Origin of the sequence: Streptomyces sp. WP-1, assembly GCF_030450125.1 — a bacterium.
Lineage (GTDB): Bacteria > Actinomycetota > Actinomycetes > Streptomycetales > Streptomycetaceae > Streptomyces > Streptomyces incarnatus.
This window is the reverse complement of record NZ_CP123923.1, coordinates 5,421,547-5,446,478: the sequence shown is the minus strand read 5'-3', so window position 1 is coordinate 5,446,478 and position 24,932 is coordinate 5,421,547. Positions and strand designations below refer to the sequence as shown.

The 24,932-nt window shown below is 73.3% G+C and carries 18 protein-coding genes and 3 tRNA genes; 13 read left to right on the top strand and 8 right to left on the bottom strand.

Features of this window, described 5'->3' with window-relative positions; translation table 11 throughout:
* The first annotated feature begins 90 nt into the window (after positions 1-90).
* Together QHG49_RS23985 and QHG49_RS23980 are read left to right on the top strand one after the other, a co-directional pair.
* Positions 91-1,554 (top strand): acyl-CoA synthetase, encoded by a 1,464-nt coding sequence (locus tag QHG49_RS23985; RefSeq protein WP_301491227.1) that lies wholly within the window; start codon positions 91-93, stop codon positions 1,552-1,554.
* A complete protein-coding gene (locus tag QHG49_RS23980; protein WP_301491225.1) occupies positions 1,547-2,938 on the top strand; it encodes a carboxyl transferase domain-containing protein in 1,392 nt (463 codons plus the stop codon). The genes QHG49_RS23985 and QHG49_RS23980 overlap by 8 nt, the downstream gene beginning before the upstream one ends.
* Here QHG49_RS23980 and QHG49_RS23975 read toward each other — a convergent pair.
* Positions 2,910-6,554 (bottom strand): S8 family serine peptidase, encoded by a 3,645-nt coding sequence (locus QHG49_RS23975; RefSeq protein WP_301491222.1) that lies wholly within the window; start codon positions 6,552-6,554, stop codon positions 2,910-2,912. The two genes, QHG49_RS23980 and QHG49_RS23975, sit on opposite strands and share 29 nt — an antisense overlap.
* A 329-nt stretch (positions 6,555-6,883) precedes the next feature.
* On the opposite strand from QHG49_RS23975, the gene QHG49_RS23970 reads away from it, so the two are divergent.
* The 5 genes from QHG49_RS23970 (at position 6,884) to QHG49_RS23950 (ending at position 15,292) form a co-directional block, all read left to right on the top strand.
* A complete protein-coding gene (locus tag QHG49_RS23970; RefSeq protein ID WP_301491220.1) occupies positions 6,884-7,276 on the top strand; it encodes a CU044_2847 family protein in 393 nt (130 codons plus the stop codon).
* Positions 7,273-9,219 carry a trypsin-like peptidase domain-containing protein gene (locus QHG49_RS23965; RefSeq protein WP_301491218.1) on the top strand — a complete coding sequence of 649 codons (1,947 nt, stop codon included), beginning with the start codon at positions 7,273-7,275 and terminating at the stop codon, positions 9,217-9,219. Before QHG49_RS23970 ends, QHG49_RS23965 begins: the two co-directional genes overlap by 4 nt.
* A 34-nt stretch (positions 9,220-9,253) precedes the next feature.
* Positions 9,254-10,309, top strand: a complete 1,056-nt coding sequence (locus QHG49_RS23960) for a MoxR family ATPase (protein WP_301491215.1) — start codon at positions 9,254-9,256, stop codon at positions 10,307-10,309.
* A complete protein-coding gene (locus tag QHG49_RS23955; RefSeq protein WP_301491214.1) occupies positions 10,299-14,111 on the top strand; it encodes an SAV_2336 N-terminal domain-related protein in 3,813 nt (1,270 codons plus the stop codon). The genes QHG49_RS23960 and QHG49_RS23955 overlap by 11 nt, the downstream gene beginning before the upstream one ends.
* Positions 14,112-14,254: 143 nt before the next feature.
* Positions 14,255-15,292: a rod shape-determining protein gene (locus tag QHG49_RS23950; RefSeq protein ID WP_301491213.1), complete on the top strand. Its 1,038-nt coding sequence runs from the start codon at positions 14,255-14,257 to the stop codon at positions 15,290-15,292.
* Between the two features lie 23 nt (positions 15,293-15,315).
* Here QHG49_RS23950 and QHG49_RS23945 read toward each other — a convergent pair whose 3' ends face one another.
* Positions 15,316-16,188 carry a MurR/RpiR family transcriptional regulator gene (locus QHG49_RS23945; protein WP_301491212.1) on the bottom strand — a complete coding sequence of 291 codons (873 nt, stop codon included), beginning with the start codon at positions 16,186-16,188 and terminating at the stop codon, positions 15,316-15,318.
* A gap of 104 nt (positions 16,189-16,292) precedes the next feature.
* On the opposite strand from QHG49_RS23945, the gene QHG49_RS23940 reads away from it, so the two are divergent.
* The 4 genes from QHG49_RS23940 (at position 16,293) to QHG49_RS23925 (ending at position 20,185) form a co-directional block, all read left to right on the top strand.
* Complete coding sequence (locus QHG49_RS23940) at positions 16,293-17,129, top strand: EamA family transporter (protein WP_159708143.1); 837 nt, start codon at positions 16,293-16,295, stop codon at positions 17,127-17,129.
* Between the two features lie 177 nt (positions 17,130-17,306).
* Positions 17,307-17,960, top strand: coding sequence for an ANTAR domain-containing protein (locus tag QHG49_RS23935; protein WP_328707411.1), 654 nt, complete (start codon positions 17,307-17,309; stop codon positions 17,958-17,960).
* 755 nt (positions 17,961-18,715) lie between these two features.
* Positions 18,716-19,150: a hypothetical protein gene (locus tag QHG49_RS23930; protein ID WP_301491209.1), complete on the top strand. Its 435-nt coding sequence runs from the start codon at positions 18,716-18,718 to the stop codon at positions 19,148-19,150.
* A 210-nt stretch (positions 19,151-19,360) separates the two neighbouring features.
* The gene (locus QHG49_RS23925) at positions 19,361-20,185 is read left to right on the top strand and encodes an SAM-dependent methyltransferase (RefSeq protein WP_260864771.1); all 825 of its coding nucleotides are present in this window, start codon (positions 19,361-19,363) and stop codon (positions 20,183-20,185) included.
* Positions 20,186-20,231: 46 nt separating this feature from the next.
* On the opposite strand, the gene QHG49_RS23920 is transcribed toward QHG49_RS23925, so the two are convergent.
* From QHG49_RS23920 to QHG49_RS23895, 6 genes are all read right to left on the bottom strand, one after another.
* Positions 20,232-21,218, bottom strand: coding sequence for a Scr1 family TA system antitoxin-like transcriptional regulator (locus tag QHG49_RS23920; protein WP_236576669.1), 987 nt, complete (start codon positions 21,216-21,218; stop codon positions 20,232-20,234).
* Between the two features lie 116 nt (positions 21,219-21,334).
* Positions 21,335-21,574 (bottom strand): DUF397 domain-containing protein, encoded by a 240-nt coding sequence (locus QHG49_RS23915; protein WP_145488343.1) that lies wholly within the window; start codon positions 21,572-21,574, stop codon positions 21,335-21,337.
* 215 nt (positions 21,575-21,789) lie between these two features.
* Positions 21,790-21,927 carry a hypothetical protein gene (locus QHG49_RS23910; RefSeq protein WP_301491207.1) on the bottom strand — a complete coding sequence of 46 codons (138 nt, stop codon included), beginning with the start codon at positions 21,925-21,927 and terminating at the stop codon, positions 21,790-21,792.
* A 593-nt stretch (positions 21,928-22,520) separates the two neighbouring features.
* Positions 22,521-22,594 (bottom strand) — tRNA-Ile (locus QHG49_RS23905).
* 176 nt (positions 22,595-22,770) lie between these two features.
* Positions 22,771-22,843 (bottom strand) — tRNA-Asn (locus QHG49_RS23900).
* 6 nt (positions 22,844-22,849) lie between these two features.
* Positions 22,850-22,922, bottom strand: a tRNA-Asn gene (locus QHG49_RS23895).
* A gap of 159 nt (positions 22,923-23,081) precedes the next feature.
* Here QHG49_RS23895 and QHG49_RS23890 point away from each other — a divergent pair.
* Both QHG49_RS23890 and QHG49_RS23885 read left to right on the top strand, forming a co-directional pair.
* Entirely contained in the window at positions 23,082-23,387 is a 306-nt protein-coding gene (locus QHG49_RS23890; protein ID WP_145488340.1) for a YtxH domain-containing protein, read from the top strand.
* Positions 23,388-23,414: 27 nt separating this feature from the next.
* A complete protein-coding gene (locus QHG49_RS23885; RefSeq protein ID WP_301491206.1) occupies positions 23,415-24,863 on the top strand; it encodes an FGGY-family carbohydrate kinase in 1,449 nt (482 codons plus the stop codon).
* Positions 24,864-24,932 lie beyond the last annotated feature (69 nt).

The following is a 24,932-nucleotide window of genomic DNA, read 5'->3' as shown; positions in this document are numbered from 1 at the left end:
TGGGCCATCAGGGACGGCGCCGCCCTCGCATCCGGCCGATCCTGGTGTAGGAAGGGGCTGAATGGTCGCGAGCGTGAAGGGGTGCGTGGGGTGTCGTCACTTTTTCCTGGGCTTGTCGGTGGGTCGCGGGAGCGGGCCGCGGTGGCGTTCGGCGAGCGGTCGTTGACGTACGGCGGGCTCGCGGACGCCGCCGGGGCGGTGGCCCGGCGGGTCCGCCGGGGCGACCGCGTGGCCGTCTGGGCGACGCCCGAGCTGGAGACCGTGGTCGCCGTCGTCGGCGTGCTGCTCGCCGGTGCCGCCGCCGTGCCGCTCAACCCCAAGTCCGGGGAGAAGGAGCTGGCCCATATCGTCTCCGACAGCGCCCCCTCCCTCGTGCTCGCCGCTCCGGGCACCCAACTGCTTGTCGCTCTCGGGGACTTGGAACGCGCCGACGTCGACGCCGACGCCCACGCCGACTTCCCGCACCCCGAACTCCCCGACGACGCCCCCGCCCTCGTCGTCTACACCTCCGGCACCACCGGCCCGCCCAAGGGCGCCGTGCTCCCCCGCCGCGCCCTCACCTCCACCCTCGACGCGCTCGCCGACGCCTGGCAGTGGACCGAGGCCGATGTGCTGGTGCACGGGCTGCCGCTCTTCCATGTGCACGGGCTCGTGCTCGGCATGCTCGGCCCGCTGCGCCGCGGCGGCTCCGTGCGGCACCTGGGACGGTTCTCCACCGACGGCGTGGCCCGCGCCCTGTCCGGCGGCGCGACCATGCTGTTCGGGGTGCCGACGATGTACCACCGCATCGCCGAGACCCTCCCCGGCGACCCCGCACTGGCCAAGGCACTCGGCGGGGCCCGGCTGCTGGTCTCCGGTTCGGCCGCGCTGCCGGTCCACGACCACGAGCGGATCGCGGCGGCCACCGGACGCCGGGTCATCGAGCGGTACGGCATGACCGAGACCCTGATGAACACCAGCGTCCGCGCGGACGGGGAGGCCCGCGCGGGGACGGTCGGCGTGCCGTTGCCCGGCGTGGAGCTGCGGCTCGTGGAGGAGGACGGGAGCGAGATCGGCGCCCGTGACGGGGAGAGCGTCGGGGAGATCCAGGTCCGCGGGCCCAACCTGTTCACCGAGTACCTGAACCGGCCCGACGCCACCGCCGCCGCGTTCACCGCCGACGGCTGGTTCCGCACCGGTGACATGGCCGTGCGCGAGCCGGACGGCTATGTGCGGATCGTCGGGCGCAAGGCCACCGACCTCATCAAGAGCGGCGGTTACAAGATCGGCGCGGGCGAGATCGAGAACGCGCTGCTGGAACACCCGGGCGTCCGGGAGGCGGCGGTCACCGGGGAGCCGGACGCGGATTTGGGCGAGCGGATCGTCGCCTGGATCGTCCCGGCGGATCCGGAAAGCCCGCCGGGGGTCGAGGAGTTGGCCGGCCATGTGGCCCGCCGGCTCGCCCCGCACAAGCGGCCCCGCGTCGTCCGCCACCTGGCGGTCCTGCCCCGCAACGACATGGGCAAGATCATGAAGCGGTCCCTCACCGAGGCCGGTACCGATACCGATGCCTGATCAGCGGCGCACCGCGCGCGAGGTGCTGGCCCTCGTCTCGGACGACGGCACCTTCACCGAACTCCCGCCTCCGGTACGGGAGTCCCGGCCCGACGGCCCGCTCTCCTGGCAGGGGTACGACGCCTCGCGCGCCCGCGCCGCCGAACGCACCGGCGAGGAGGAGTCCGTCGTCTGCGGCACCGCGGCCGTCGGGGGCACCCGTGCCGTCCTGATCGCCTTCGAGTTCGGCTTCCTCGGCGGCTCCCTGGGCGAGCGCACCGGGGACCGGCTGGAGGGGGCCTACGCGCACGCCCGTGAACACCGCCTGCCCGTCGTGCCGTTGATCGCGACCGGGGGCAGCCGGATGCAGGAGGGCATGGTCGCGCTGACCCAGCTCCAGCGGGTCGCCCGCCAGGCGGCGCTCACCCGGGCGGCGGGCCTGCCCCAGATCGCCGTCCTGCGCGACCCCACCACCGGCGGCGGCTGGGCCACCCTGGGCGCCGGCGCGGATGTCGTCCTCGCCCTCCCCGGCGCCCAGGTGGGCTTCGCGGGCTCCCGCGTCCGCCCGCCCGACGCCGACCCGGCCGCGTACACGGCCGAGGCCCAGGTGGCGGCGGGGGCGGCGGACGCGGTCGTACGGCCGGAGGACCTGAAGGAGACCCTGGGGCTGTGGCTGCGGCTGCTGTCCGCGACGGACGGCCGGCCCCCGCCCGCACCCGTCCCCGCGGCTCTCGCCGCCACCGGCCTGCCCGCCACCGGCTGGGCCGCCGTCCAGCGCGCCCGCTCCCCCGAACGCCCCCGCGCGCACGCCTACTTGGACGCGTACTTCACCGTCCGCGTCCCCGTCAGCGGCGACCGGTGCGGCGGTATGGACCCCGACGGCATCCTCTGCGGGTTCGGTGAGCATCACGGCCGTACCGTCGCGTTCGCCGCGCAGGCCGGGACGGGGACGCGGCCCGCCGGGTACCGGACGGCGGCACGGCTGATCCGCCTGGCGGACCGGCTCGGGGTGCCGGTGCTGACGCTGGTGGACACCCCCGGCGCCGCGAACGACGCGGAGGCCGAACGGCAGGGCACCGGCGCGGCCATCGCCGAGGTGTTCGGCGCGGTGGCCGGGGCGCGGGTCCCGGTGACCACCCTGGTGATCGGCGAGGGCGGCTCCGGCGGCGCCCTCGCCTTGGCCGCCCCGGACAACACCTGGGCCACACCGGACAGCTACTTCTCGGTGATCGCCCCGGAACTGGCGGCGGCCATCCTCAAACGCCCGCAGGAGGAGACCGAGAACACCGCCGACCAACTCCGCATCCGCCCACAGGACCTGGTGGAGCTGGGGATCATCAGGGGCATCGCTCGAAGCTCCGGGCCCGGGAGCGCCCCTACGGCCGCCTCACCCCCACCGCCCTGACGATCTCCTGCGCGACCGACCCGCCCCGGTCGTCCCGGGCCGACGCCCGCAGGGAAACGGACGTGGCCGCGCCCGGCACCTCCAGCGTGCCGTGCCAAGAGGCACCGGCGCCCCGGAGGGTCACCGGCTTCCAGTTCGCGCCCTCGTCGTACGAGACCTCCAGCCGCCCCCCGCCGAGCGTGCCCGTCCCCGTGGCGCCCGCCATATAGCCGGCGCCCAGGGTCACCGGCAGCCGTCGCCCGCCGGGCACCGTGCCCGCGAGGTCGGTGGCGAGGGTGCAGGAGAGGTTGATCAGCGGCAGCGTCGTCGCGTGGTCGTCCGGTGTCCGCGCCGACCGGAACGTCCACTCGGTGTGCCCCTGGGTCGTGAGCTTCCAGTGCTCCGCGTCGAGGGCGGTGTCGGTCACCACCCGGTACGTGTGCGCGTCGGCCGGCGCGTCCCGGACGAACGCGGTCGAGCCGGACTCGCTGTCGGCGAGGGTGCCGTCCTGATAGACGGACGTGGTCTGGGTCATGCCGCTGTCGCCCCAGACATCGCCGAACCCGGTGTGGTCGGGGCCGGAGTCGCCCCAGCCGGGCGTGTTCAGCTCGATCTGGTTCCCGGTGCGCTGCTCGCCCCAGCCGAGCCCGGTGCCGAGCCAGGGGTGCCAGACCGGCTGGAACCAGTGCAGCTGTGTCCGGCTGCCGCCCTGGTGGTGGACCGGTCCGCCGCGCTCCTCCAGGGTGCCCGCGCCGGTCGTGACGGACTCGGTCCACAGCTGGCCGGGGGCGGTGGAGACGTAGTCGGTGCGCTCGGCGGGCAGGTCGATGTTCTCCTGGAAGCCGATGCCGACGGGGAAGGTGCCGGTGAGGGAGTAGCGGAACTCGCCGCCGCTCGCCGGCCGTGCCGCGTGGAACGAGACGTGCAGGGCGGCGAGTCGGCGTGGGGAGGGCCGGTAGGTGAGGTCGTGGTCGGGGATCGAACCCGGGTGGCCCTCGGAAAGGTCGTACACGTAGGGAGAGTCGGGCGTGCCGGTCATGTCGGCCGTCGAGGACGCCCGCAGCCGGGCCGCGTCCGCCTGGTTCACCGTGGCGATCAGCAGCGGGCGGTCGGTGTTGTCGTCGTTGCCCCACCAGTCCATCAGCCGCCCCGGCGCGTCGTCCGTGACGAACAGCGCCTCGGCGCCCGCGTCCTGTGCGGCCCGGGCGAGCGCCCGCGGGTCCGCGCCGTCGGCGAGGTGGGCCAGCACCGCCTTGCCGGAGGCGGCGGCGGGCACGGGACCGTCGCCGACGTCCAGCAGCGGGAGTCTCCGCCGCCCGGCGGTCAGGGTGCCGCCCGGCTGGACGGTCGCCTCGCCGATCCCCTTGACCTCCAGCTGCGGCTTCGCCAGCCGCCACACCGTGCGGTACTCGAAGCTGCCCCGGGTCACCCGGGGTGTGGGGGCGGCGAGGACGCTGTCGTAGGTGAGGGGCACCTGGACCGCGCCGGACAGGTGGGCGCCGTTCGCGGCGCGGTCGTACTCCATGAGGAGCTGGTGGGTCTCGGTGCGTCGTGGGACCGCCGCCCTGATCTCGCGCAACGTGGTGCCGTCGAGGGTGACTTCGCTGTCGTGGTCGAGGGTGACCTCGGGCGCGGCGAGGAAGCCGAGGCCGAGCGAGTCGGCGCCGTGGCCGCCGTGCACGTCGAGGAAGGAGGTGAGGGCGTATGTGCCCGGTTTCAGACGGAGCTTGAGCGTGCCGGAGTCGCCGACGTGGTCCGGCTCGGGGTCCGCGTCCGGGGCGAGCTGCTGCACGGTGAGGTCGGCGGCCGTGGGGGCGCCCGCGCGGTCCTTGACGTGGACCGTGAGGGTGTACCGCTCGTCCTCCTTGACCAGCCCGAACACGGTGTGCGCGCGGACCGCGCCGGTGTCGTCGGTGGCCACGATCTGTCCGCTGGTGGTGCCGACCGGCGCCTTGGAGCCGTCGCCGGTGACGGTGGTGGTGGCGGTGCCGTGCGCGGGGACGGTGAGGGCGGAGTCGGCGAGGGTGGCGACGCCGTCCGGGGCGTCCTGCGCCGAGAGGGTCAAGTGGACGGGACGGTCGGCCGAGTTGGTGTAGGTCAGGGTGCGGGTGACCGGCTTGTTCGCGGGGTAGGGCCAGCGGTAGAAGCCGAGGTCGGCGCTGCCGGTGGCGGTCACCGTGGCCTGTACGGCGGCCGGGACGCTCACCCGTCCGGCGCCCACCGTGTAGGCGGAGCCGCCGAGTTGCCCGGAGGTCGACATCAGCGCGTCCTTCACCTGGGCACCGGTCCAGTCGGGATGCTCCTGCGCGAGCAGCGCGGCCACCCCGGCGACGTGCGGGGTCGCCATCGACGTACCGCTCATGGTCGTGTAGTAGCCGCTGCCGTCGGTGAGTTGGGAGCGGGCGGCGAGGATGTCGACGCCGGGGGCGGACAGGTCGGGCTTGAGGGCGTCGTCGCCCGCGCGGGGGCCCGCGCTGGTGAAGGAGGCGGGCTGGTCGGCGGAGTCGACCGCGCCGACGGTCAGGGCGGCGTCGGCGGCGCCGGGCGAGCTGATGGAGGAGGGGGCGCCGGTGTTCCCGGCGGCCACGACGAAGAGCGCGCCGGTCTCCTGGGAGAGGCTGTCGACCGCCTGGGACATCGGGTCGGTGCCGTCGCTCGGGTCGCTGGAGCCGAGGCTCATCGAGACGATCCGGGCGTGCACGTCCCGCGCGGCCCACTCCATCCCGGCGATGATCTGCGACTCGCTGCCCGAGCCCGCGTCGCTGAGCACCTTGCCGACCGCGAGGGTGGCGTCCGGCGCCACGCCCTTCTCCTTGCCGTCGGAGGCGGCGCCGCTGCCGCCGACGGTGGAGGTGACATGGGTGCCGTGCCCGTCGCGGTCGGCGACCTCCTCGCCGTCGATGAAGCTCTTCGACTCGCTGATCCGGCCGGCCAGGTCGGGGTGGGTCAGGTCGGCGCCGGAGTCGAGCACGGCGACGGTGACGCCCTTGCCGGTCAGCCCGGCCTCCCACGCGGTCCGCGTGCCGATCTGGGCGTTGCTCTCGGCCATGTCGGCCTCGACCCGCCCGTCCAGCCACACCTTGTCGACGCCGTCACCGCGCGTGAACGACCGCCAGAACGTACGGCCCTTGCCCGCCTCGACGGCCGCGCCGCGCACGCTGGGCAGGCTCCGGGTGCGGGAGGTGCCGGCCGGGGCGGCGGCGGGGACGCGGGTGCCCTCGCCGTAACCGACGATCAGGGGCAGGGAGTCGGCCCGGGTGCCGGTGAGGCCCTGCCGGATCAGCGCGCTCACGTCGAACAGCCGCCGGTCCAGCCTCCCGGAGCGCAGGTACGGCAGCGCCTCGTCCGGTACGACGGTCACGTCGCCGTCGCTCGTCTGCGTCCGTACGGCCCCCGTGGCGCCGCGCGGCCGCTCGACGGTGACGGTCTTCCTGCCGTGTCCGAGGTCGGCGACGGTCACCTTGTCGCCGGTGACCAGGGTGACGGTCCTCGGGGCGGCCCCGGCCTGCTTCCCCGGCGCGGCCTTCACCACCGGCGTCACCCCCTGCGCGGCGGCCGACCCGGGTACCGGCACCGCGGCCAGCACGAGCCCCGCCGACAGCAGCGCCGTCCGGCGTCCGACTGGTCCTCTGCTCATCCACGCCCTCTTCCAGGTGCTCTTCGCGTGCCCGTCCAGGTGCTCTTCGCGTGCTCGTCCAGGTGCTCTTCGCGTGCTCGTCCACGTCCGGATCGCCAGCCGGGACAGCCCGACGGAAATGTCGTGTGCATGATGTGCGCGGTCGGGAAGAGTGTGGTGCGCGCGCCGGGAGCGCACAGCGGGCCGGGCATGGCGGGTTGTCATCGTGGCGGATTCTCGCCACGCCGCACCGATCGACCCGCCGGGGCGTAATGAGTGGGACGGGCGAAGCGCCGTCCGTACCATGGGGGTTGCCCACAGGTCGGCGACGAGGGGGAGCGAGCGGCGGCATGGACCAGCTGGTGGAGTTCACGACCGAGGACGGCGCGCTCGTCGTGGTGGAGGGCGCCGCCGGCACCCCCCGGCCCGGCACCCGGCTGGTCTCGCGCGGCGACGAGGTGGTGCGGGCGGCACGCACCTTCGAGGGCGCGCTGGACGGCGTACGGGCGGCGGCGGAGGCCGCGCTGCGGGTCTTCCGGGACGGCGCCCTGCGGCCCGACGCGGTGGAGATCGAGTTCGGTGTGAAGATGTCCGCCGAGGCCGGCGCGATCATCGCCAAGGGCTCCGCGGAGGGCCAGCTGGTCGTCAAGCTCCACTGGACACCGGGGAGTTCGGCGGGCGCCACGCTGCCCGCCGTACCGGGCCAGGCCGCCGCCGGGCCGGAGTCCGCCGAACGCCCATGACCAGTGCCGCCTGGCATGCCCGGATCCACTGCGGCCCCGAGGTGGGCGCGGGATTCCTGATCAGCGCCCGCCGGGTGCTCACCTGCGCGCATGTCGTGCGCGCCGCCGGACCGGACGCGGTGACCGTGGTGTTCCCGCACGCCAGGGAGCTGGGCGAGGTGTCCGCGTCGGTCGTCGCGCACGGCGGCTGGGCGGGCGGCCTCACCGACCCCGGTGACGTGGCCGTGCTCGAACTCGACCGGGAGGTCCCCCTCGCACCGGCCGGCTTCGCACCACCGGAGGCCGCCTACACCGAGCCGCAGCCCCGGCTGCTCGCCTACGGTTTCCCGGTGGGATACGACGAGGGCACGCTCGCCGAATACCGCGCCCTGTCCGGGCAGTTGATCGCGGGCGAGTGGCTGGAGCTGGTGGCCTGGCAGGGGCACGGACAGCCGATCGAGGCCGGGTTCAGCGGCGCGGCGGCGACCCTGCCGGACGGCCGGGTGGTCGGCATGGTCACCTCCGCCTCGGACGCGCCGGACGTACGCAAGGGCCGGATGCTGCCACTGGACGTACTGGCCCGGTACTGGCCGGAGTTGGGCGAGCTGGTGCCGACCCCGGGCCATCGCGCCGACGTGCTGCGGGAGTTGTACGCGCTGCTGCGGAGCGCGCCGGGCGCCCGGGAGTGCGATCCCGACCGGCTGTACGTGGACGCGGTGGGCGCCTTCGGGCCGCGATTGCCCGAGGGCGGGTTCCCGACGCTCGGGGCGGCCGCCGCGTATGTGCAGTGGGAGGTGCCCGATCCGGCGGCGGTGGACCGGTTCACGGAGCGGCTGCGGGAACTGATGGGCGCGGGGTCGGCGGACGCGGGGTCGGCGGTCGCATCCGCCCCGCAGATCGCGAAGGCCGCGCAGAGCGCGCGCGGTTCAAAGCCCGCGCAGGTCACGCACGGCTCGGAGATCGCGCAGGTCACGCACGGTCCGGAGGGCGCCCCGGGCACGCACGGTCCGGAGGGCGCCCAGGGCACGCAGGTGTCACCGCTCTGGGCGCCGGTCGTCGTGGAGATCGACCACAGCGGTGCCGGGCCCGACCAGGTGACCGTGGAGGTGTCGGCGTACCGCGACGGGCAGCGCCGCCCGGTGGGCGCGTGCCGGCTGCCGCGCTCGGGCGTGCGGTCGTACGTCCAGCACCGCATCGACGAGGCCGTCGCCCATCTCGACCCGGACGCCGAGGAACTGGTGACCTTCGTGCTGCCGCGCGAGTGGCTCAACGAGGCGGTGGCGCACTGGGAGTGCGGCGCGGACGACAGCACACCGCTCGGCTGCGCCTACCCCCTCGTGGTGACCGACCGCGCCCGGCACCGCAGCAACCGGCTGCGGCACCAGCTGCGCAAGAAGTGGCAGAGGCTGGACGCCGGGCAGCCGGTGCCGGTGCACCGGGTGGAGTGCGGCAGCCAGGAGCGGCCGCCGAGCCTGCGCAAGCGGCTGTGGGACGGCGACGCGGGGCTCGCCGGGTTCGCGGTCCCGCCCACGGCGGCCCGGGAGCACTTCGAGATCGGCCTCACCGTCCCGGTCCCGGTCCTGCTGTGGTCCCGTACGGGCTGCCCGGCCGGGGAACACCGCGAGGCACGGTACGCGGGGACGCCGGGACACGGCCGTGACGGGTACGAGGATCCGCGCCGGGCCTGTCACGGCCCCGGGGAGACGGCCGGCACCGCGACCGCCGCCCGGCCCCGCGCCGAGGCCGGGGCCCCCTGCCCCGGCACCGCCTTCCTGGACCAGCTCGCCGCCGCCGTCGCCGAGGTGACACCCGCCGAACTCCCACGCCACATCCTGTCGTTACGGATGACCGCGGACGCCGCCGACGAACCCGACCGGCACTGGGCCCGGGACCTCCAGCTGCTCTGGGACGACCCCCGCTGCTTCCCCGAGCCCGCCGCCAGCCTGCGCTCCCCCGTCGACTGACCGCCCGCACCCCCACCACGGAGAAGAAGAAGCCATGCCCCTGTGGCCCGTCTACACCGGTACGAACGCGCCGCACGACGGCATCGAGCGGCTGCCCCCGCCGCCGCCCTGGCGCGCCTTCGACGGCGGCCCCGTACTGGATCCCCCGGACGCGGCCGCCGACCGCTCGGCCGTCTCCCCCGACCGGGTGCACCGCGCCGAGACGTACCGGGCCACCGAGGACACGGTGCAACTGGTCAACGCGGCCCTGTATCTGCGCCGCCCGCTGCTGGTCACCGGTCCGCCCGGCACCGGCAAGTCCTCCCTGGTGTACGCCGTCGCGCGCGAGCTGCGGCTCGGCCCGGTGCTGCGCTGGAACATCACCAGCCGCAGCACGCTCCACGACGGGCTCTACAGTTACGACCCCCTGTCCCGGCTGTACGCGGCCCGGCAGCAGGCCGCGCACCAGGAGGCCGGGACCGGAGCGCCGGACGAGCGGCCCGGGGTGCCGGACGAGACGGGCATCGAGGACCATCTGCGCCTCGGCCCGCTCGGCACCGCCCTGCTGCCCTACGCCCGGCCCCGCGCGCTGCTCATCGACGAGATCGACAAGAGCGACCTCGACCTGCCCAACGATCTGCTGAACGTGCTGGAGGAGGGCCAGTACCAGATCCCCGAGCTGGTGCGCGCGACCCGGCTCACCCCGGACGGCACCGCCCGGGTCCCGGCCGACGGCACCGGCGAACCGGTCCCGGTGGTGCGCGGCCAGGTCCGCTGCCGCGCCTTCCCGTTCGTCGTGCTCACCAGCAACGGCGAGCGCGAGTTCCCGCCCGCCTTCCTGCGCCGCTGCGTCACGCTGCGGCTGCGCCGGCCGGACGACCGGCACCTCGCCGACATCGTCCGCGCCCATCTGGGCGAACCGGACGCCTACGCGCGGGAGTTGATCGGCCGCTTCCTGGACCGCACCGGCGCCGGCGACCTGGCCACCGACCAGCTCCTGAACGCGATCTACCTGGCCCGCACCAGCAACCTGGACACCGGTTCCCTCGACCAGCTGGCCGAGCGGCTGATGCCCCACCTGGGACAGAGCACGCAGACCGATGTCTTCTGACACCCCGGAGACCCCGGACGCCCTGGCCCGCCTCGCCGCCGTACTGGCCGAGGCGGCCCAGGGCGAGCCCCCGACACCGCGTGAACTGGCCGAACTGCTGTGGCTGACCGGGCACATGGGCGCCGAGGACACGGCGGACACCGCGGACACCGCCGGGGACGACAGGAGCGTCAGGAACCCCGAGGACTCGGGCGACGGCGACGGCGAGGACAGAACCACGGAGCCGGAACCCCCGCCCGGCCCCGGTCCCGCCCACGACCCCCGGCCGCCCGAGCGGGAGACCCACCGGCCGCGCCCCGGCACCCCCTCCCGGGTCCCGCTGCACCTCCCCTCCCCCTCCCCCGCCCTCGACCGCGCGCCCCACACCGCCCTGACGGCCCCCGCGCCCCCGATGCTGCGCCACCCGCTCGCCCTCCAGCGCGCGCTGCGCCCCCTGCGGCGCCGGGTCGACGCGCCCGTGGGCCAGGAGCTGGACGAGCGGGCGACCGCCGACCGCATCGCCCGCCTCGGCGCCGCCCCCGACCGCTGGCTCCCGGTGCTGCGGCCCGCCCGGGAGCGCTGGCTGAGCCTGAACCTGGTGTACGACGCCGGTCCCACGATGCCGGTGTGGCGGCCCCTGATCGATGAACTGCACACCGCGCTGGCCCAGTCGGGCGCCTTCCGCACGGTCGCCCTGTACCGCGCCGCCGCCGACGGCACGGTCCGCGGCCCCGACGGGCAGCCCCCCGCCGACGGCCGTACCGTCACCCTGCTGATCAGCGACTGCATGGGCCCGCAGTGGCGCGAGGGCCCGGCCGGCACCCTGTGGTACGCCACCCTGCACCGCTGGGCGCGCCGGATGCCGCTGGCCGTCGTACAGCCGCTGCCCGAACACCTTTGGCGGGAATCGGCGTTGCCCGCCTCCCCGGGCCGGCTCTCGGCCCCGCATCCCGTGGCGCCCTCGGCCGCGCTCACCTTCACGCCGTACGACGAACCGGAGTGCGACGACGAGGCGGGCGCGGTGGTGCTCCCGGTACTGGAGCCCGAGCCGCGCTGGCTGGCGAACTGGGCCGGGCTGATCAGCACGCCCGGCGGCACCCGGTTCCCGGCCGCCGCGGCCCGGTTGACGCGTCCGCTGCCGTTCGACGCGCAGGACCGTACGGACGTCGGCCGGTTGTCCGCCGAGGAGTTGGTGCTGCGGTTCCGGGCGACGGCGTCCCCGGAGGCGTTCCGGCTGGCCGGGCATCTCGCGGTGGGGCGGCCCGACCTGCCGGTGATGCGGCTGGTGCAGGCCGCGGTGGAGCCGGATCCGCGGCCCCGGCACCTGGCCGAGGTGGTGCTCAGCGGCATGCTCACCGCGCTGCCGGGGGCACCGGCCGGCTCGTACGCGTTCCGGGAGGGCGTACGGGAACTGCTGCTGCTCGGGCTGCCCCGCACCGAGCGCAACCGCACGGTCGAACTCCTCGACCGTATGGGCGAGTTCATCGACGAGCTGGCCGGGCGGGCGCCGGGCGGGTTCCGGGCGGTGGTGCCGTCCTCGGGTGGTGCGCCGACGCCGGTGGAGCGGCAGCCGGTCGCCATGCTCAGCGAGGAGAGCGTGCGCAGGCTGGCACCGGCCGGCGGCGGGGGGCTGCTGGCGGGGCGGTACCGGCTGCTGCGCAAGTCGACGGCGGGGGTCGGGGGTTGGGTCGCCGAGGACGTGTGGGACGGGGGCGCGCGGGTCGTCGTGTGCCGGTATGCGCCGGGCGAGTACCAGGAGCCCTTCGGCACGCTCTGCCAGCACCTCGCGGAGGTGACCCACCCGGGCGTCGCGCGGGTTCTCGATCATGGCTTTGCCGAGGGAAAGCCTTACCTGGTACGGGAGTTCGCGGAGGGTCCGACGCTGCACGAGCGCCTGGCCGACGGTTCCCCGGACCTGCCCGAGGCCGAGGTGCGCGAACTGAGGCTGCGGCTGCGCGAGGCGGTCCTCGCCCTGCATGCGGTGGAGGGGCCGCGCGGCGAGCTGAACGCCCGCTGTGTGGTCCTCTCCCCGCGCGGGCCGGTCCTGACCTGCCTGGACGCCGCGCCGATCGTGCCCGGCAGCCGCGCCGAGGCCCTGCGGACGGTCACGGAACTCCTCGCCAATCTCGCCCCCGAACCCCTGAGCACACACCCGGACACCACCCGGATCCTCTTCACCACCGACGACCTCACCGGCCGCCCCGAGACCCGGATCTCCCTCGAAGCCGCCGTGCACGAGATCCTCACCCGCTCGCTGCCCCCGGGCCGGTTCCAGGTGCGGGTCCGTCCGGACGGCTACCGGGTGGACGTCGAACCCGGCACCTATCTGCTGCCCGTCCTGGTCGCCGTGCTGCGGGAACTCCCCTTCGCCCTGCCCCGGCCGGCCGAGCGCACCCGGCTGCGGGTGGCGTTCGGGCAGCGGGCGGTCCGGCTGCCGGAGTCCGCCACCGGCGTCGACGTCCTCGTACCGCCCGCGCTCTACGACGAGTTCACCGCCAGCTCGGCCGCCCGGGACGCCCCGCCCTTCGAGCCGCTGTACGCCGACGACGCCCCGGACGCGCCGCCGCTGGCCTGGTACTGCCCGCTCACCACCGGGCATCCCCGCCGCGATCTGGTCCAGGGCCCGTTCATCACCCAGGATCTGCGCGAGCTGGGCGTGCCCACCCCGGGCCGTGCGGCCGTCGTGCACACCCGTGCCGACGGACCGCTGACCGTGCTCGACCCGATCCGGCCGTACGGCGGGCGGGCGCCGCGCGCGGAGACGTACTACACGGTGGACCTCACCGTGCGGCAGGCGCGGCACCAACTGTCCCTGCCCAGCTCCGGGAAGGCCGACTTCACCGCCTCGGCCGAGCTGACCTGGCGGGTCGGTGACCCGGTCGCCTTCGTGCGGTCCGGCGCCACCGGGGTCTCCGTCCTGCTGCTGGAGCATCTGCGTGCGGCCGCGGCGCAGATCACAGCTCGGCATCCGGTACGCCGGACGGGCGCCGCCGAACGCGCGGTCAACGACGGGGTGCGCGACTGGCCGGTGCCGGGGCTCGCGGTGACGTACACCGTCCGGCTGGGATCGTGGCGCGAGCCCGAGCCCGCCCCTTCCCCCCGATCGTCGGTGACCTCGCGGCGCCGGGCGGTGGACGCGCTCATGGGCGCCGGACATGTGCTGATCGGCTTCGACGGCCCCCTCACCCGGCTGTTCGCGGCGCATCGCGCGCGGACGGCCGTCCTCGCCCTGCTGGAGGTCGTGGCGGAGAACCGCGACCCCGAGAGCGCCTTGGCGGGACTGCCGCTGTCGGCGGCCACGTGGTCCACGGCCAGGAGTCCGTTCCCGCACCCGCTGGATCTGCTGCGCGCGTTCGCCCGGGACCCGCTCGGGCCGCTGCTGCGGGACCGGCTGGAGGAGCTGGAGCTGGCGGCCGTACCGGACGCGCCCATGACGCATCGTTCGCTCGCGCTGGTGCGGGCGCTGCACAGGTCCGGGCGGCGGGTGAGCGTGGTGTCGGACGTGAGTTCCCGGGCGGTGCAGCGGGGCGTGCAGTCGTACCGGCTGCCGCTCGCGGGGGTGCACGGGCGGCGCGAGGATCTCGGTCTGCTGACGCCGGATCCCCACTGTCTGCTGCGGGCCCTGGAGCATCTCGCCACCCCGGCCCGCACCGGGGTCCTGCTCGGCTCCTCGGTGGCCGAACTGACCGCGGCCCAACGGCTCGGTCTGCCCTTCATCGGGTTCGCACCGGCCACCGACGCGCGCCAACTGTTCCATGACGCCGGGGCGGAGGCCGTGGTCTCCACACTCGAACCGCTGCTGGAGGCCGTGCACGCCGGTTGACCCGGCGACACTCCGACGCCCCCGGCGATTACCCCCGTTCGGCGGCGCCCCGCCCGGCCCCCCACAAAAGGCGGTCCGGGCCGTGTGCCGCGCAGGATACGGAGAGCAGGAAGAGCCGAATCCCGCGCCCGGAAGGAGCTGCCGTGTCCGTCAGCCTGGAGCAGTTGCGCCGCTGTCACTTCGCCGTCGACCTGGGCGCGGCCCGTACCCGGGTGTATGTGAAGGGCGTGGGGCTCGTCGTGGACCAGCCCTCGGTCGCGGCGGTGAACGTCCGTTCCGGCTCGCTGATCGCGGTGGGCGACTTCGCGGAGCAGATGACCGGCCGCACCCCCGACTACATCAGGGTCGTCCGGCCCATCTCCGGTGGCACGGTGGTCGACATCGACATGGCCCAGCGGATGCTGCGGCATCTGATGGGCGACAAGTTGCGCCGGGCGCTGCGCCGCAAGGCCCGGCTGCGGGCGGCCGCGTGCACCCCGCACGACGCCGATCCGCTGGCCCAGCGGGCGACGATCGAGACGCTGCTCGGGCTCGGCGCGCGCCGGGTGGAGCTGGTGGACACGCTGATCGCGGCGGCGGTGGGCTGCGGGCTGCCGGTGGAGCGGCCCGAGGCCACCATGATCATGGTGTGCGGGGCGGCGGCGACGCAGGTGGCGGTGCTGTCGCTGGGCTCGATCGTCACGGCCCAGCGGATCCCGGTGGGCGGGGAGGCCGTGGACAACGCGGTCGTGCAGTACCTGCGGCACACGCATGAGCTGCTGCTGCCGAGCCAGTCGGTACGGCCGCTGCAACTGGCCCTGTCCGGCAACGGGCTCACCCCGCAGGGTCCGCCGCAGACCGAGATCAACGGCCGGGACGTGGCCACCGGGCTGCCGCGCACCGTACGGGTGGACACCTCGGCGGTGCGGGAGGCGATCCAGACCCCGCTGACGGCCGTCCTGGACGGCATCGGCAAGGTGCTGCGCGAGTGCCCGCCGGACCTGGTGGCCGATCTCGCCGACCGCGGGATCATCATGGTCGGCGGCTCGGCGCTGCTGCCCGGCCTGGACCAGATGGTGCGCGAGGCCACCGGGATGCCGGTGTTCATCGCCGAGCGCCCGGACGTGTGCGCGGCCCGGGGGCTCGGCGAGATGCTGGAGGGCCGGATCGAACCGCTGGTCCTGGACCCGCTGGCGGCATGAACTCCCCTTCTTTCCAGCGGGGTTCAGTAGGCGTGGTCGGCCGTGATGTCCGCCGACAGGTCGAGGTGGCGGCGCGCGGTCTCGGGGCGCAGGCCCATCAGGAGATGGGTCAGGGCGTCCACCGCGGCGAGATGGGCGATCCGGCTGGCGGAGGTCTCCAGGCCGAACACGAGGTCCTGGCCGCCGGCGACGAGCACCTGGCTGCTGGTCTCGCTCAGCGGTGAACGGGCGTAACTGGTGAGCGTGACGACGGTGGCCCCGGCCTTTCGGGCGCGCCGGGCGGTGTCGACCGTGGTGCGGGTGGCCCCGGTGTGGCTGATCGCGAAACAGACTCCGTCCGGCGGGAGTTGGGCGGCGGCGAGCTGTGCGGTGAGGGGGTCGGGCGGGGCGTCGACCTGGCAGCCGAGGGCACGCAGCCGGTAGGCCACGTCGAGGGCGACCGCGCCGGAGAGCCCCGCGCCCACGACGACGACCCGTGACGCCGTGTGCAGGGCCTCGGCCGCGGCGGTGAGGGCGCCGGGGTCGAGGGTCGCGGCGACGCCGTCCAGGGCGTCGCGGGAGGCGTGCAGGGTGGCGGCGAGCGCGTGCGCGGCGGGCTCGTCCACCGGCGGCGGGGGCGGCGCGGGCACCTGCCGTGCGGCCTCCAGCTTCAGCTCCTGGAAGCCCCGGAAGCCGAGCCGCTGGCAGGTGCGCACGACGGAGGAGGACGCGGTCCCGGCCAGCGCGGCCACATCGCTGACACTGAGGTGGACCAGCGCGGCGCCCTGATCGAGCACCACCCGCGCCACCCGGGCCTCGGTGTCGCGCAGCTCGGGCAGCCGGGCGCGGATCCGGGCGGCGAGGGAGCCCCGGGGGCCGTCGGCGTCCCCGGGACCACTGGTGGAATTCTGTTCCATGGAGTTAGCGTACCGTGGAATTCAATTCCACGACCCCGGCCCCCGCTCCCTCCCCCGCCCGCTCGCACCTCTCCGCCAGGAGTCGCTCCGCCATGCCAGGAACCATGCCCGCCCCCGTGCTCGCCGCCGTCCTGACGGCCGCGGTGCTGCACGCCGTCTGGAACTCGATCGCCCACCGGATACCGGACAAGCTCATCGGATTCACGCTGATCAGCGTCGCGTGCACCGGCTGCGCGGCCGTCCTGGTCTGCCTCACCCCGCTGCCCCCGGCGGGCGCCTGGCCGTTCCTCGCGGCCTCGGCCGTGCTCCAGGTCGCCTCGCAGCTGTTCCTGCTGCGCGCCTACCAGCTGGGCGACTTCGGGCAGATGTACCCGCTGGCCCGCGGCGTCGCCCCGCTGCTCGTGGCCATCGCCTCGGTGACCCTGCTCGGCGGCGCGCTCACCGCGCTCCAGGCGGCGGGCGTACTGCTGGTCTCCGGGGGCCTCGCCGCCCTCGCCCTCGCCTCCGGCCGCATCCGCCGCGCCCAGCTGCCGGCCCTCGGCGCCGCGCTCGGCTCGGGCACGATCATCGCGTCGTACACCCTGGTCGACAGCCTGGGCGTACGGCACTCGCCCGACACCCTCGCCTACACCGCCTGGCTCTTCCTGCTCCAGGGCCCGCTCATGCCGCTGATCGCGCTGGCCAGGCGCCGCGGCGAGCTGTTCGCCCAGCTGCGTCCGGTCCTCGGCACCGGGCTGCTCGGCGGGGTGCTGTCCATGACGGCGTACGGCCTGGTCGTCCGGGCCCAGGCGCACGGGGAGGTCGCGGCGGTCGCGGCGCTGCGGGAGACGGGCATCCTGGTCGCCGCGATCATCGCGACGCTGCTGTTCCGGGAGCCGTTCGGACGGCTGCGGCTGGTGGCGGGGGCGGTGGTCCTGACGGGGATCGGGCTCATGCGCTGAGGCGCCCCACGCGCCGAGCCGGCAACGGGCCGTCGTACCGGCGGACAGCGCGGCGCGGCCGAAGGGCTTTCGACCACGGGGGGTGTAGGCATCCATACGCAGGGCAGGCGACCTGCTGGTGCCCAAGGACCGAGCGGGAGGGGAGACATGACCTCAGCGGGACTCGCAGCTCACACCGTGCGACTGAACGCCCTGGTGATCGATGCCCGGTGGGAGGGCGTGCGCGCTCTTCTGACGGCCCGTGGCGAGCTGGTCCACGGCGGCACGGCCACCCTGGGGAACGCCCTGGCCGCCCTCCCGCCGGGCATCACCGCGCTCGAACTGGACATGGCCGGGGTGTCCTTCCTGGACACGACGGGGCTCGCCTGCCTGGATCTGCTGAGCGAGTACGGCGGGCGGCACGGCGTACGGGTCACCACACACGGCTGGCAGGGCCAGCCGCGCCGCGTCCTCGAACTCGTGGGCCTGGACACGGCGGACCCCCTGCGCGACGGGACCGGCGGATGCGCCGACCTCCCGGTCCGCACCGCCTCCGCGGTCGCCCGGGAACGCGCCGAGCAGCTGGACCTGCTGCGCCTGGAGATAGCGCAGCTGCGGCAGGCCCTGGACTCCCGCCCGGTGATCGACCAGGCCCGCGGCGTCCTGATGGCCGCCCACGGCTGCACCCCCGACCAGGCCTGGGAGATCCTGCGGGAGGCGTCCCAGCACTCCAACACCAAACTCCACCGCATCGCCGCCGCCGTCACCGCGAGCGCGACCCCCGGCGGCCCACCCCCGCCGGAACCCCTGCGCCGCGCCCTGCGCACGGCGGTGGCCCGTCACCTCCCGTGAGGCGGTGACGACTTCAGTACGGCAGCACGCGCCCCGACGGCGTCCTGCGATCGATCTCCTGCTCCCGCGGCGCGATGGGCCGCCGGCTGACACGTACCCGGATCCGACGGTCCATGACGCCTCCTCCTGCCGACATCGGTAGGAGGTCCGTGCCCACCCGGGGCCCTCTTCAAGCATGGGTACACGGCACCCACCGCTCATCCGGCGCCGTCCGTCACGAGGGGCGTCACCAGCCGGACGACCGCGAACAGACCGAGCAGGAGCCGGCAGATGTCGAGTTCTTTCAAACGCCAACGCCAAATTGACCGTATCCGACCGCTATTAACCGGGGGATTGCGCAGGCGTTCGACGGCCAGATGCAAGACCCAGAACGCTGTACGGTTCTGCTCAACGGCCCTTCCCCGTAACGGGGTTGCCCCGCCCGGTGGTAGGACATCGGGCGGAGCGAGCGGGTCGATCACGGAAGATGAGGCGCATCCATGCATGACCGACCCTCCCTGAAGCAGGCAAGCCTGCCCCCGGTGACTCCTCACGCTAGCAGGGGCGGCAGCACCTTCACGGGATTTCGCCACCTGCGCGCCACCCCCGTTCGGGCTCAACTCGCCACCGTGCGCACGGTGTTCGCACTCATCTGAGCAGTGCACGCGTTCCGGAACCGCCCTCTCCGGGCGAACCGAACCCTCTGCGTTCTCGCGCCCCTCCCACGCCTGATCGTTCTTCGCACACCTACGGCCCGACGTCGCACAGGAGGCATGATGCCCGGTTCGCACAGGCCCTCGACGGGCCTCCTCGGCTACGCGGCGTTCGTCCAACTCCACCGCCGCGACTACGAGATGTACGCCGGCGCCCGCCTGGGCGACAGCAAGCTGGCCATGTCGGTCGTAGCGGACGTCCTGCGCAGGGCCGAACTGAGCTGGAACACGCTGATGCTCCGCGAGAACCCGCTCGCCCTCACCTGGCGGGCGCTTCGCGACTCGGTCACGACGGCGCGAACCGAGACGCACGAATCCCGAACCGACGGCCTGCACCGCGCCCTCCCCGACCAGGCCGCCGACGCCGTGCTCCTGCGCGAGAAGCTCGGCATGGACACCAAGGCCGCGGCGGCCCTCATGGGCCTGGAAGAGCCCGAACTGCACATGCAGTTCCAGGCCGCCCGCAGGATGCTGGCCGGCCCCGGCCACGGCCGGTAAGGAGCCGCCTGACACCCCACCCCCTCGAACGCCGCCTTCAGCGTGGCGCATACGGGCGCTCCCAGGGGCGCACGTGCGCCACTGTTTTGGCATGCCGTGTTACAGGTTCACCCGTCGGGGTAGTTTCAACCGAGAGTCCTGGAACCCAGCCCATCCCTGGCCATCACAATTGCGTGCTGGCAAGAGCTTTCGGCGAACGTAGGGGACGACGTGGACGACGGAACAGCCGACTCGCACGATCAGATTGACATGCACACGCCGAGCGCGGCGAGGATGTACGACTATCTCCTCGGCGGACACTATAACTACCCGTCCGACAGGAGCGCCTGCGACCAACTACTGACGACCGCGCCCAGCACCCGGGAACTCGCGGTCAACAACAGGGCCTTCCTCGTACGCGTGGTGAGGCACATCGCCAGGCACTACGACATCAAGCAGTTCATCGACCACGGGTCGGGCCTTCCCACCCAGAGCAATGTGCACCAGGTCGCGCAGAGCGTCGATCCGGGCTGCCGAGTGGTCTACGTCGACAACGACCCGATGGTCCTTGGCTACGGCCGCGCGTTCCTGGAGGAGAACAAGAACGTCCTCATCCTGCCGTCGGACATGCGGGACACCAGGAAGATCGCGGCCGACGCCGCACAGATCATCGACTTCACCCTGCCCGTGGCAGCCCTGTTCGTCTCGGTGCTGCACTGCATCCCCGACGACGGCCTGGGCAATCCGCGCAGGATGATCGAGGACACGGTACGTCTGCTGGCCCCCGGCAGCGTCGTGGTGATCTGCCAGCTGGTGAGCGAGGACGCCCGCATCCGCGACGAGGTGACGGAGCTGATGCGGGAGCAGACCGGCGACCGCTGGGGTCGTGTACGGACGAGGGCCGAGGTGGACGACTTCTTCACCGTTCCCCGCCTGCGTATCGACGAAGAGTTCGGGTTGCGTGACGTCACCGACTGGCGGCCGGACACCGATCTGGTCCGCCGTCAGAAGACCCAGGAATGGATCGAGTACGGAGGCTTGGCCACGGTCGACTGAGAACGCGGGGACGGATGCCCCTCTTATCCGCCTTCGGGGAGGGGCATCAATCGCGGGGTGCGCTTGAGCGGGATCGGAGACGCTCGCGGTGCCACTCGAGCGCATTGGTGATCAGCTCGCGGCTCCTCAGCAGTCCGGGGGCCTGTTTGATGACCGTGTCACTGAGATCCTGGTAGTCGAGATAGTCCGAGTCCGCTTCTTCACCTGCGAGCGGACCCCGGTGAAATTCGGCCCGCGCGCCGGCCTCGGTGTAGATGACATCCGGCGCGGCGAACGCGCCCTTGGCGAAGCTGAGTCGGATCAAGGCCGTGACCTGGATCGCGAGTGGGTTCACCGCCTCGATGACACGGATGGCGACCGGAGACTTCTCGTCGTTTGCGTAGCGCAGCAAGAGCGTCAGCTGCTCGATCATCATCTCGGTTTCGCCGAAGTCGGCGTAAAGGGCGCCGCAATAAATGAAGAAGGTGGACCTCGGCTGGCTGACCACGAACTGCTCGGCGCGCCGGCGCCGGACATCGATGATCCGGTCGGCCAGCCTCCGCTGGCCGGCGAGCAGCGTCTTGGCCGTGACCACCTGGCGGTACCTCGGAGTCTGGAGCACTCCCGAGATCACATTGGTGTCGATGACGATCTGCCGCTCGGTCCACTCCTCCAGGCTCGTGAGACGGAGCATCGAGTCCGGCACCGCCTCGCGGTACGCGGCGCCGGCCCGGGAGCGGACGGTGCTGGCCCAGCCCTCCGCGGAGGCGTCGTGGGCGAGCCGGAGAAGGTCCTGCCGCCGCGGTCCGGGGGGAACTCCGAGAGCCTCCAGCAGGGCCTCGACCACGGCGGGCTTGTCGATCCGCGTCTCGCCGTTCTCGATGCGGCTGTAGACCGACGCGGATACCCTGATCCTGGACTTCTCCGTCACCTGGCGCTGCGTCAGGCTGCCGCGTTCGCGCCTCATCTCGGCGCCCAGCAGCAGAGCGGGCACGCCCCAGGAGCCCGGAGGGTCGGCTGCCGGCCGTCCGAACTGGACTACACGATCTTCCATGGCCACAGGGCCCCCTTGGGCAAAACTCGAATCACCCGAACGGTCGGGTCAAGCATCACACAAAGGGGGCACCGCGGTCACGCCACGCCGCTAGAGAACGGCGTTTAATCTACGTCTCAAATCGCCATGTGGTCGAATTCGCCGCCCTTGGCCCCGGACAGGAGCGCCTCGACCTCCAGCGCGGTGAAGACCAGGGCCGGCCCGTCCGGGAAACGGCTGTTCCGCACGGCCACCTGACCGTCGTTCAGCTTCCTCATCTCGACGCAGGCGCCGGTCCCCTGACTGGCCCGGGCCTTCTGCCAGCCCCCGCTCGCCTGAATCACGTCCGCCTGCATGCCGTTGAAGTACTGGCTCATGATCGCCTACCTCCGGTGTCCGATTTTCGTGCCCGCTCTCTCGATAGTCATACTTATAGAGAAAGCCCCTGGTCGTGCGTCCAGGAAATCCCGTACGGGAATTCTTGGAGCGGGCGAGTTGAATCATTCACCTCAGAAATCGAACAACACCACTCCCTGATCGAGTGAATGCCACCTCGCTCCCGTGCAATCACGATCAGAATCCGATACCAAAATCAGAAGTATGCGATCACGTTGCCCCTCCGGTCGCGGCTCCCGCCGCCGGCGACCGCTGACCGCCCGTCCCGGTCGGTGCCGTACGCCACGGGCACCTCGTGCACGGCCAGCCGCCACAACTCGTACGGCGGGCTCACGTCCTGGCCGGCTCCGGGAAGGCGAGACCTTCCGACCCGCCGCGGCCCGGGCGCCCGCCCGGCTGCCTGAGTCGAGCGCCACACCGCACCGGCTGTCGCCGCCGTCCGAGCATCGACCTCCTTCAAGAGCATGGGAGTTGCTCGGGGTCGGAAAAGCGCCATCGCTCCTCCTGCCGGGCATGGCCATCCAGTGCTCCACGTCGGACATGTCCGGAAAGAGGGCCAAGTTGGCCAAGCGCGCACGAATCCGCAGGAACGAGAGAACAGAGGGAGGAAGGGGACGATCGCCGCGAGTGGACGGCGATCGCGCTCAGAGCTGAAGCTCTGATCCACGTCACCGTCATCGCCGACCGCGAAGGCGCCCGGAGCGTCGGTGTGAAGGGCCGCTTCCGGATCTTGGCGGCGGACAGGGGCCGCCACCGCGCGCTTCCGGAGTCCGTCGAGGGGCAGGATCCGGATGCCGACGCCCAGGCCCCCCGCGCGGTCCCTGGATCTTGCTCTGAAGGAATGAAACGGGGGCCGCCACCCTGGAGTGGCGGCCCCCGTTCCCGCGCTCCCGCAGGTAGAAACGGTCCTGCGGCAGCGTGCGGCGGTGGGGCGGGTGGGACTCGAACCCACGGCCGACGGATTATGAGTCCGCTGCTCTAACCGGCTGAGCTACCGCCCCATAGCGGCGTGTCGCGTACAAGTGTGCGCGCCGTCTGCCGCAGCATAGCCGCTCATACGATCTCCTGCTTCGGATGGTCGGCTTCCGCTCTGCTCACGACGATGAGGACATCCGTGCAGGCTCAGCGGTTCCCGCGGACATGAAAAAGGACCCCTGAGGGGCCCTCGTTCAGCGTGCTCCCCCGACTGGACTCGAACCAGTAACCTGCCGGTTAACAGCCGGCTGCTCTGCCAATTGAGCTACGGAGGACCGAAGCTCCCCCGACTGGACTCGAACCAGTAACCTGCCGGTTAACAGCCGGCTGCTCTGCCAATTGAGCTACGGAGGATCGCCTCGATTGCATCGAACGCGGCTCCCGGGGTATTCGCCGGGGGGCGGTTGCTCGCTGCGACACATACATTAGCGCAAGCAGGGGGGTGCTCCGCCAATCGGTACCCTCCGGATCCTGCGCCGCACCAGACACCTACACACGGGAAGGGTGGCAGCCATGCGCTACCGGCTCACGTTCATCGCCGGAGTGGCCCTCGGTTACGTACTCGGCACACGGGCCGGACGCGAGCGCTACGAGCAGCTGAAGAAGGCCGCTCGTCAGTTCGCCCAGAACCCGGCCGTCCGCAACACCGCCGAGACCGCGGCCCAACAGGGCCGCACCTACGCCGGCAAGGCCGTCCACACGGTCGCGGACAAGGTGGGCGACCATGTGCCCTCCTCCATGGCCGAGCGGGTCCGCTCCCTGCGCGACCGCTCGGCGGGCGGCTCCGCGGGCGACGACTGGGGCACCAGCAACACCTAGCCCCTCGCATGCGGCAATATTCTCCGCATGGGGATAGTCGCCGGTTTGGACAGCTCACCTGATTTCACCCGCATCGTGGTCTGCGACACAGACAGCGGTGCCGTACTCAGGCAGGGGTACGCCCCCCATCCGGTCGACTCCCCGGAGGGTGGCCGCCCGAGCGACATCGACCCGCAGGCCTGGCTGCTCTCCCTCGGGGAGGCGGCCGGCGGCGGTCTGCTGGAGGGCGTCCAGGCCATCGGCGTCTCCGCCCAGCAGCACGCGCTGATCCCCCTGGACGCCCACGGCAACACGGTGCGCCCGGCCCTGGTCGGCGGTGACCGGCGCGCGCAGGTCGCCGCCGCCGATCTCGTGGACGCCCTCGGCTCCCGGGAGGCCTGGGCGCACGCCGTCGGCTGTGTGCCGGGGGCCGCGCAGCCGGTCACCAAGCTGCGCTGGCTCGCCAGGAACGAGCCCGAGAACGCCCAGCGCACCGCCGCCCTGCTCCAGGCCCACGACTGGCTGGTCTGGCAGCTGCTGGGGCGCCCGGCGCGCCGTACCACCGACCGCGGCGGGGCCTCCGGCACCGGGTACTGGTCGGCGGCCACCGGGGTCTACCGCCCCGACCTGGTCGAGCTGGCGCTCGGCCACCAGGCGATGCTGCCGGAGGTGATCGGCCCCGCCGAGGCGGCCGGTACGACCCCCGAGGGGCTGCTGATCTCGGCCGGCACCGGGGAGACCATGGCGGCCGCGTTCGGGCTCGGCATCGGGCTCGGGGACGCGGTGGTGTCCCTCGGCGCGTCCGGCTCGGTGATGGCCGTGCACCCCGAGCCGCTGGCCGACCAGTCCGGGATGATCACCTCGCTCGCCGACGCCACCGGCATGCACCTGCCGGTCGTCACGACCCTGAACGCCGTACGCACCCTGCGCGGCACCGCCGAACTCCTCGGGCTGCCCGATCTGGAGGGCCTGTCCGAGCTGGCGATGAAGTCGACGCCGGGCGCGCACGGCCTCGTCCTGCTCCCCTACCTGGAGGGCGAGCGCACCCCGAACCTGCCGCACGCCGCGGGCACCCTCACCGGGCTGCGGCGCGAGTCGATGAAGCCGGAGCACCTGGCGCGGGCCGCGTTCGAGGGCATGCTGTGCGGGCTCGCCGACGCGCTGGACGTGCTGCGCGGGCGGGGCGTGGAGGTGCGGCGGATCTTCCTGCTGGGCCCGGCCGCCGAGCTGCCCGCCGTGCAGGCCGCCGCGCCCTCCCTGTTCGGCGCGCAGGTCGTCGTACCGCAGCCCGCGGACTACACGGCGATCGGCGCGGCCCGGCAGGCGGCCTGGGCGCTGGGGGTCTCGCAGGGCACGCTGGACCCGCGCACCCCGCCGGCCTGGCAGGGGGCCGCGGCGCAGGTCCTGGAGCCGGGCGAGGAGCTGGCCGCGGGGCAGGCGGTACGGCAGCAGTTCACGGCGGTGCGGGAGCAGACTCACCCCGGAGCGTTCCAGTAAGCCGCGCGAAACGCCGCAAACCACCCCGTACCCCCCGGCACTCGGAAGGCCGTACGGAAATCCGCTGTT

Bases quoted from the DNA above. Each gene is read 5' to 3' on its own strand.
- QHG49_RS23980 (WP_301491225.1), top strand. From the start codon at position 1,547: ATGCCTGATCAGCGGCGCACCGCGCGCGAGGTGCTGGCCCTCGTCTCG.
- QHG49_RS23960 (WP_301491215.1), top strand. From the start codon at position 9,254: ATGCCCCTGTGGCCCGTCTACACCGGTACGAACGCGCCGCACGACGGC.
- QHG49_RS23920 (WP_236576669.1), bottom strand. From the start codon at position 21,218: ATGGAAGATCGTGTAGTCCAGTTCGGACGGCCGGCAGCCGACCCTCCG.
- QHG49_RS23965 (WP_301491218.1), top strand. From the start codon at position 7,273: ATGACCAGTGCCGCCTGGCATGCCCGGATCCACTGCGGCCCCGAGGTG.
- QHG49_RS23945 (WP_301491212.1), bottom strand. From the start codon at position 16,188: ATGGAACAGAATTCCACCAGTGGTCCCGGGGACGCCGACGGCCCCCGG.
- QHG49_RS23975 (WP_301491222.1), bottom strand. From the start codon at position 6,554: ATGAGCAGAGGACCAGTCGGACGCCGGACGGCGCTGCTGTCGGCGGGG.
- QHG49_RS23955 (WP_301491214.1), top strand. From the start codon at position 10,299: ATGTCTTCTGACACCCCGGAGACCCCGGACGCCCTGGCCCGCCTCGCC.
- QHG49_RS23915 (WP_145488343.1), bottom strand. From the start codon at position 21,574: ATGAGCCAGTACTTCAACGGCATGCAGGCGGACGTGATTCAGGCGAGC.
- QHG49_RS23890 (WP_145488340.1), top strand. From the start codon at position 23,082: ATGCGCTACCGGCTCACGTTCATCGCCGGAGTGGCCCTCGGTTACGTA.
- QHG49_RS23885 (WP_301491206.1), top strand. From the start codon at position 23,415: ATGGGGATAGTCGCCGGTTTGGACAGCTCACCTGATTTCACCCGCATC.
- QHG49_RS23940 (WP_159708143.1), top strand. From the start codon at position 16,293: ATGCCCGCCCCCGTGCTCGCCGCCGTCCTGACGGCCGCGGTGCTGCAC.
- QHG49_RS23970 (WP_301491220.1), top strand. From the start codon at position 6,884: ATGGACCAGCTGGTGGAGTTCACGACCGAGGACGGCGCGCTCGTCGTG.
- QHG49_RS23930 (WP_301491209.1), top strand. From the start codon at position 18,716: ATGCCCGGTTCGCACAGGCCCTCGACGGGCCTCCTCGGCTACGCGGCG.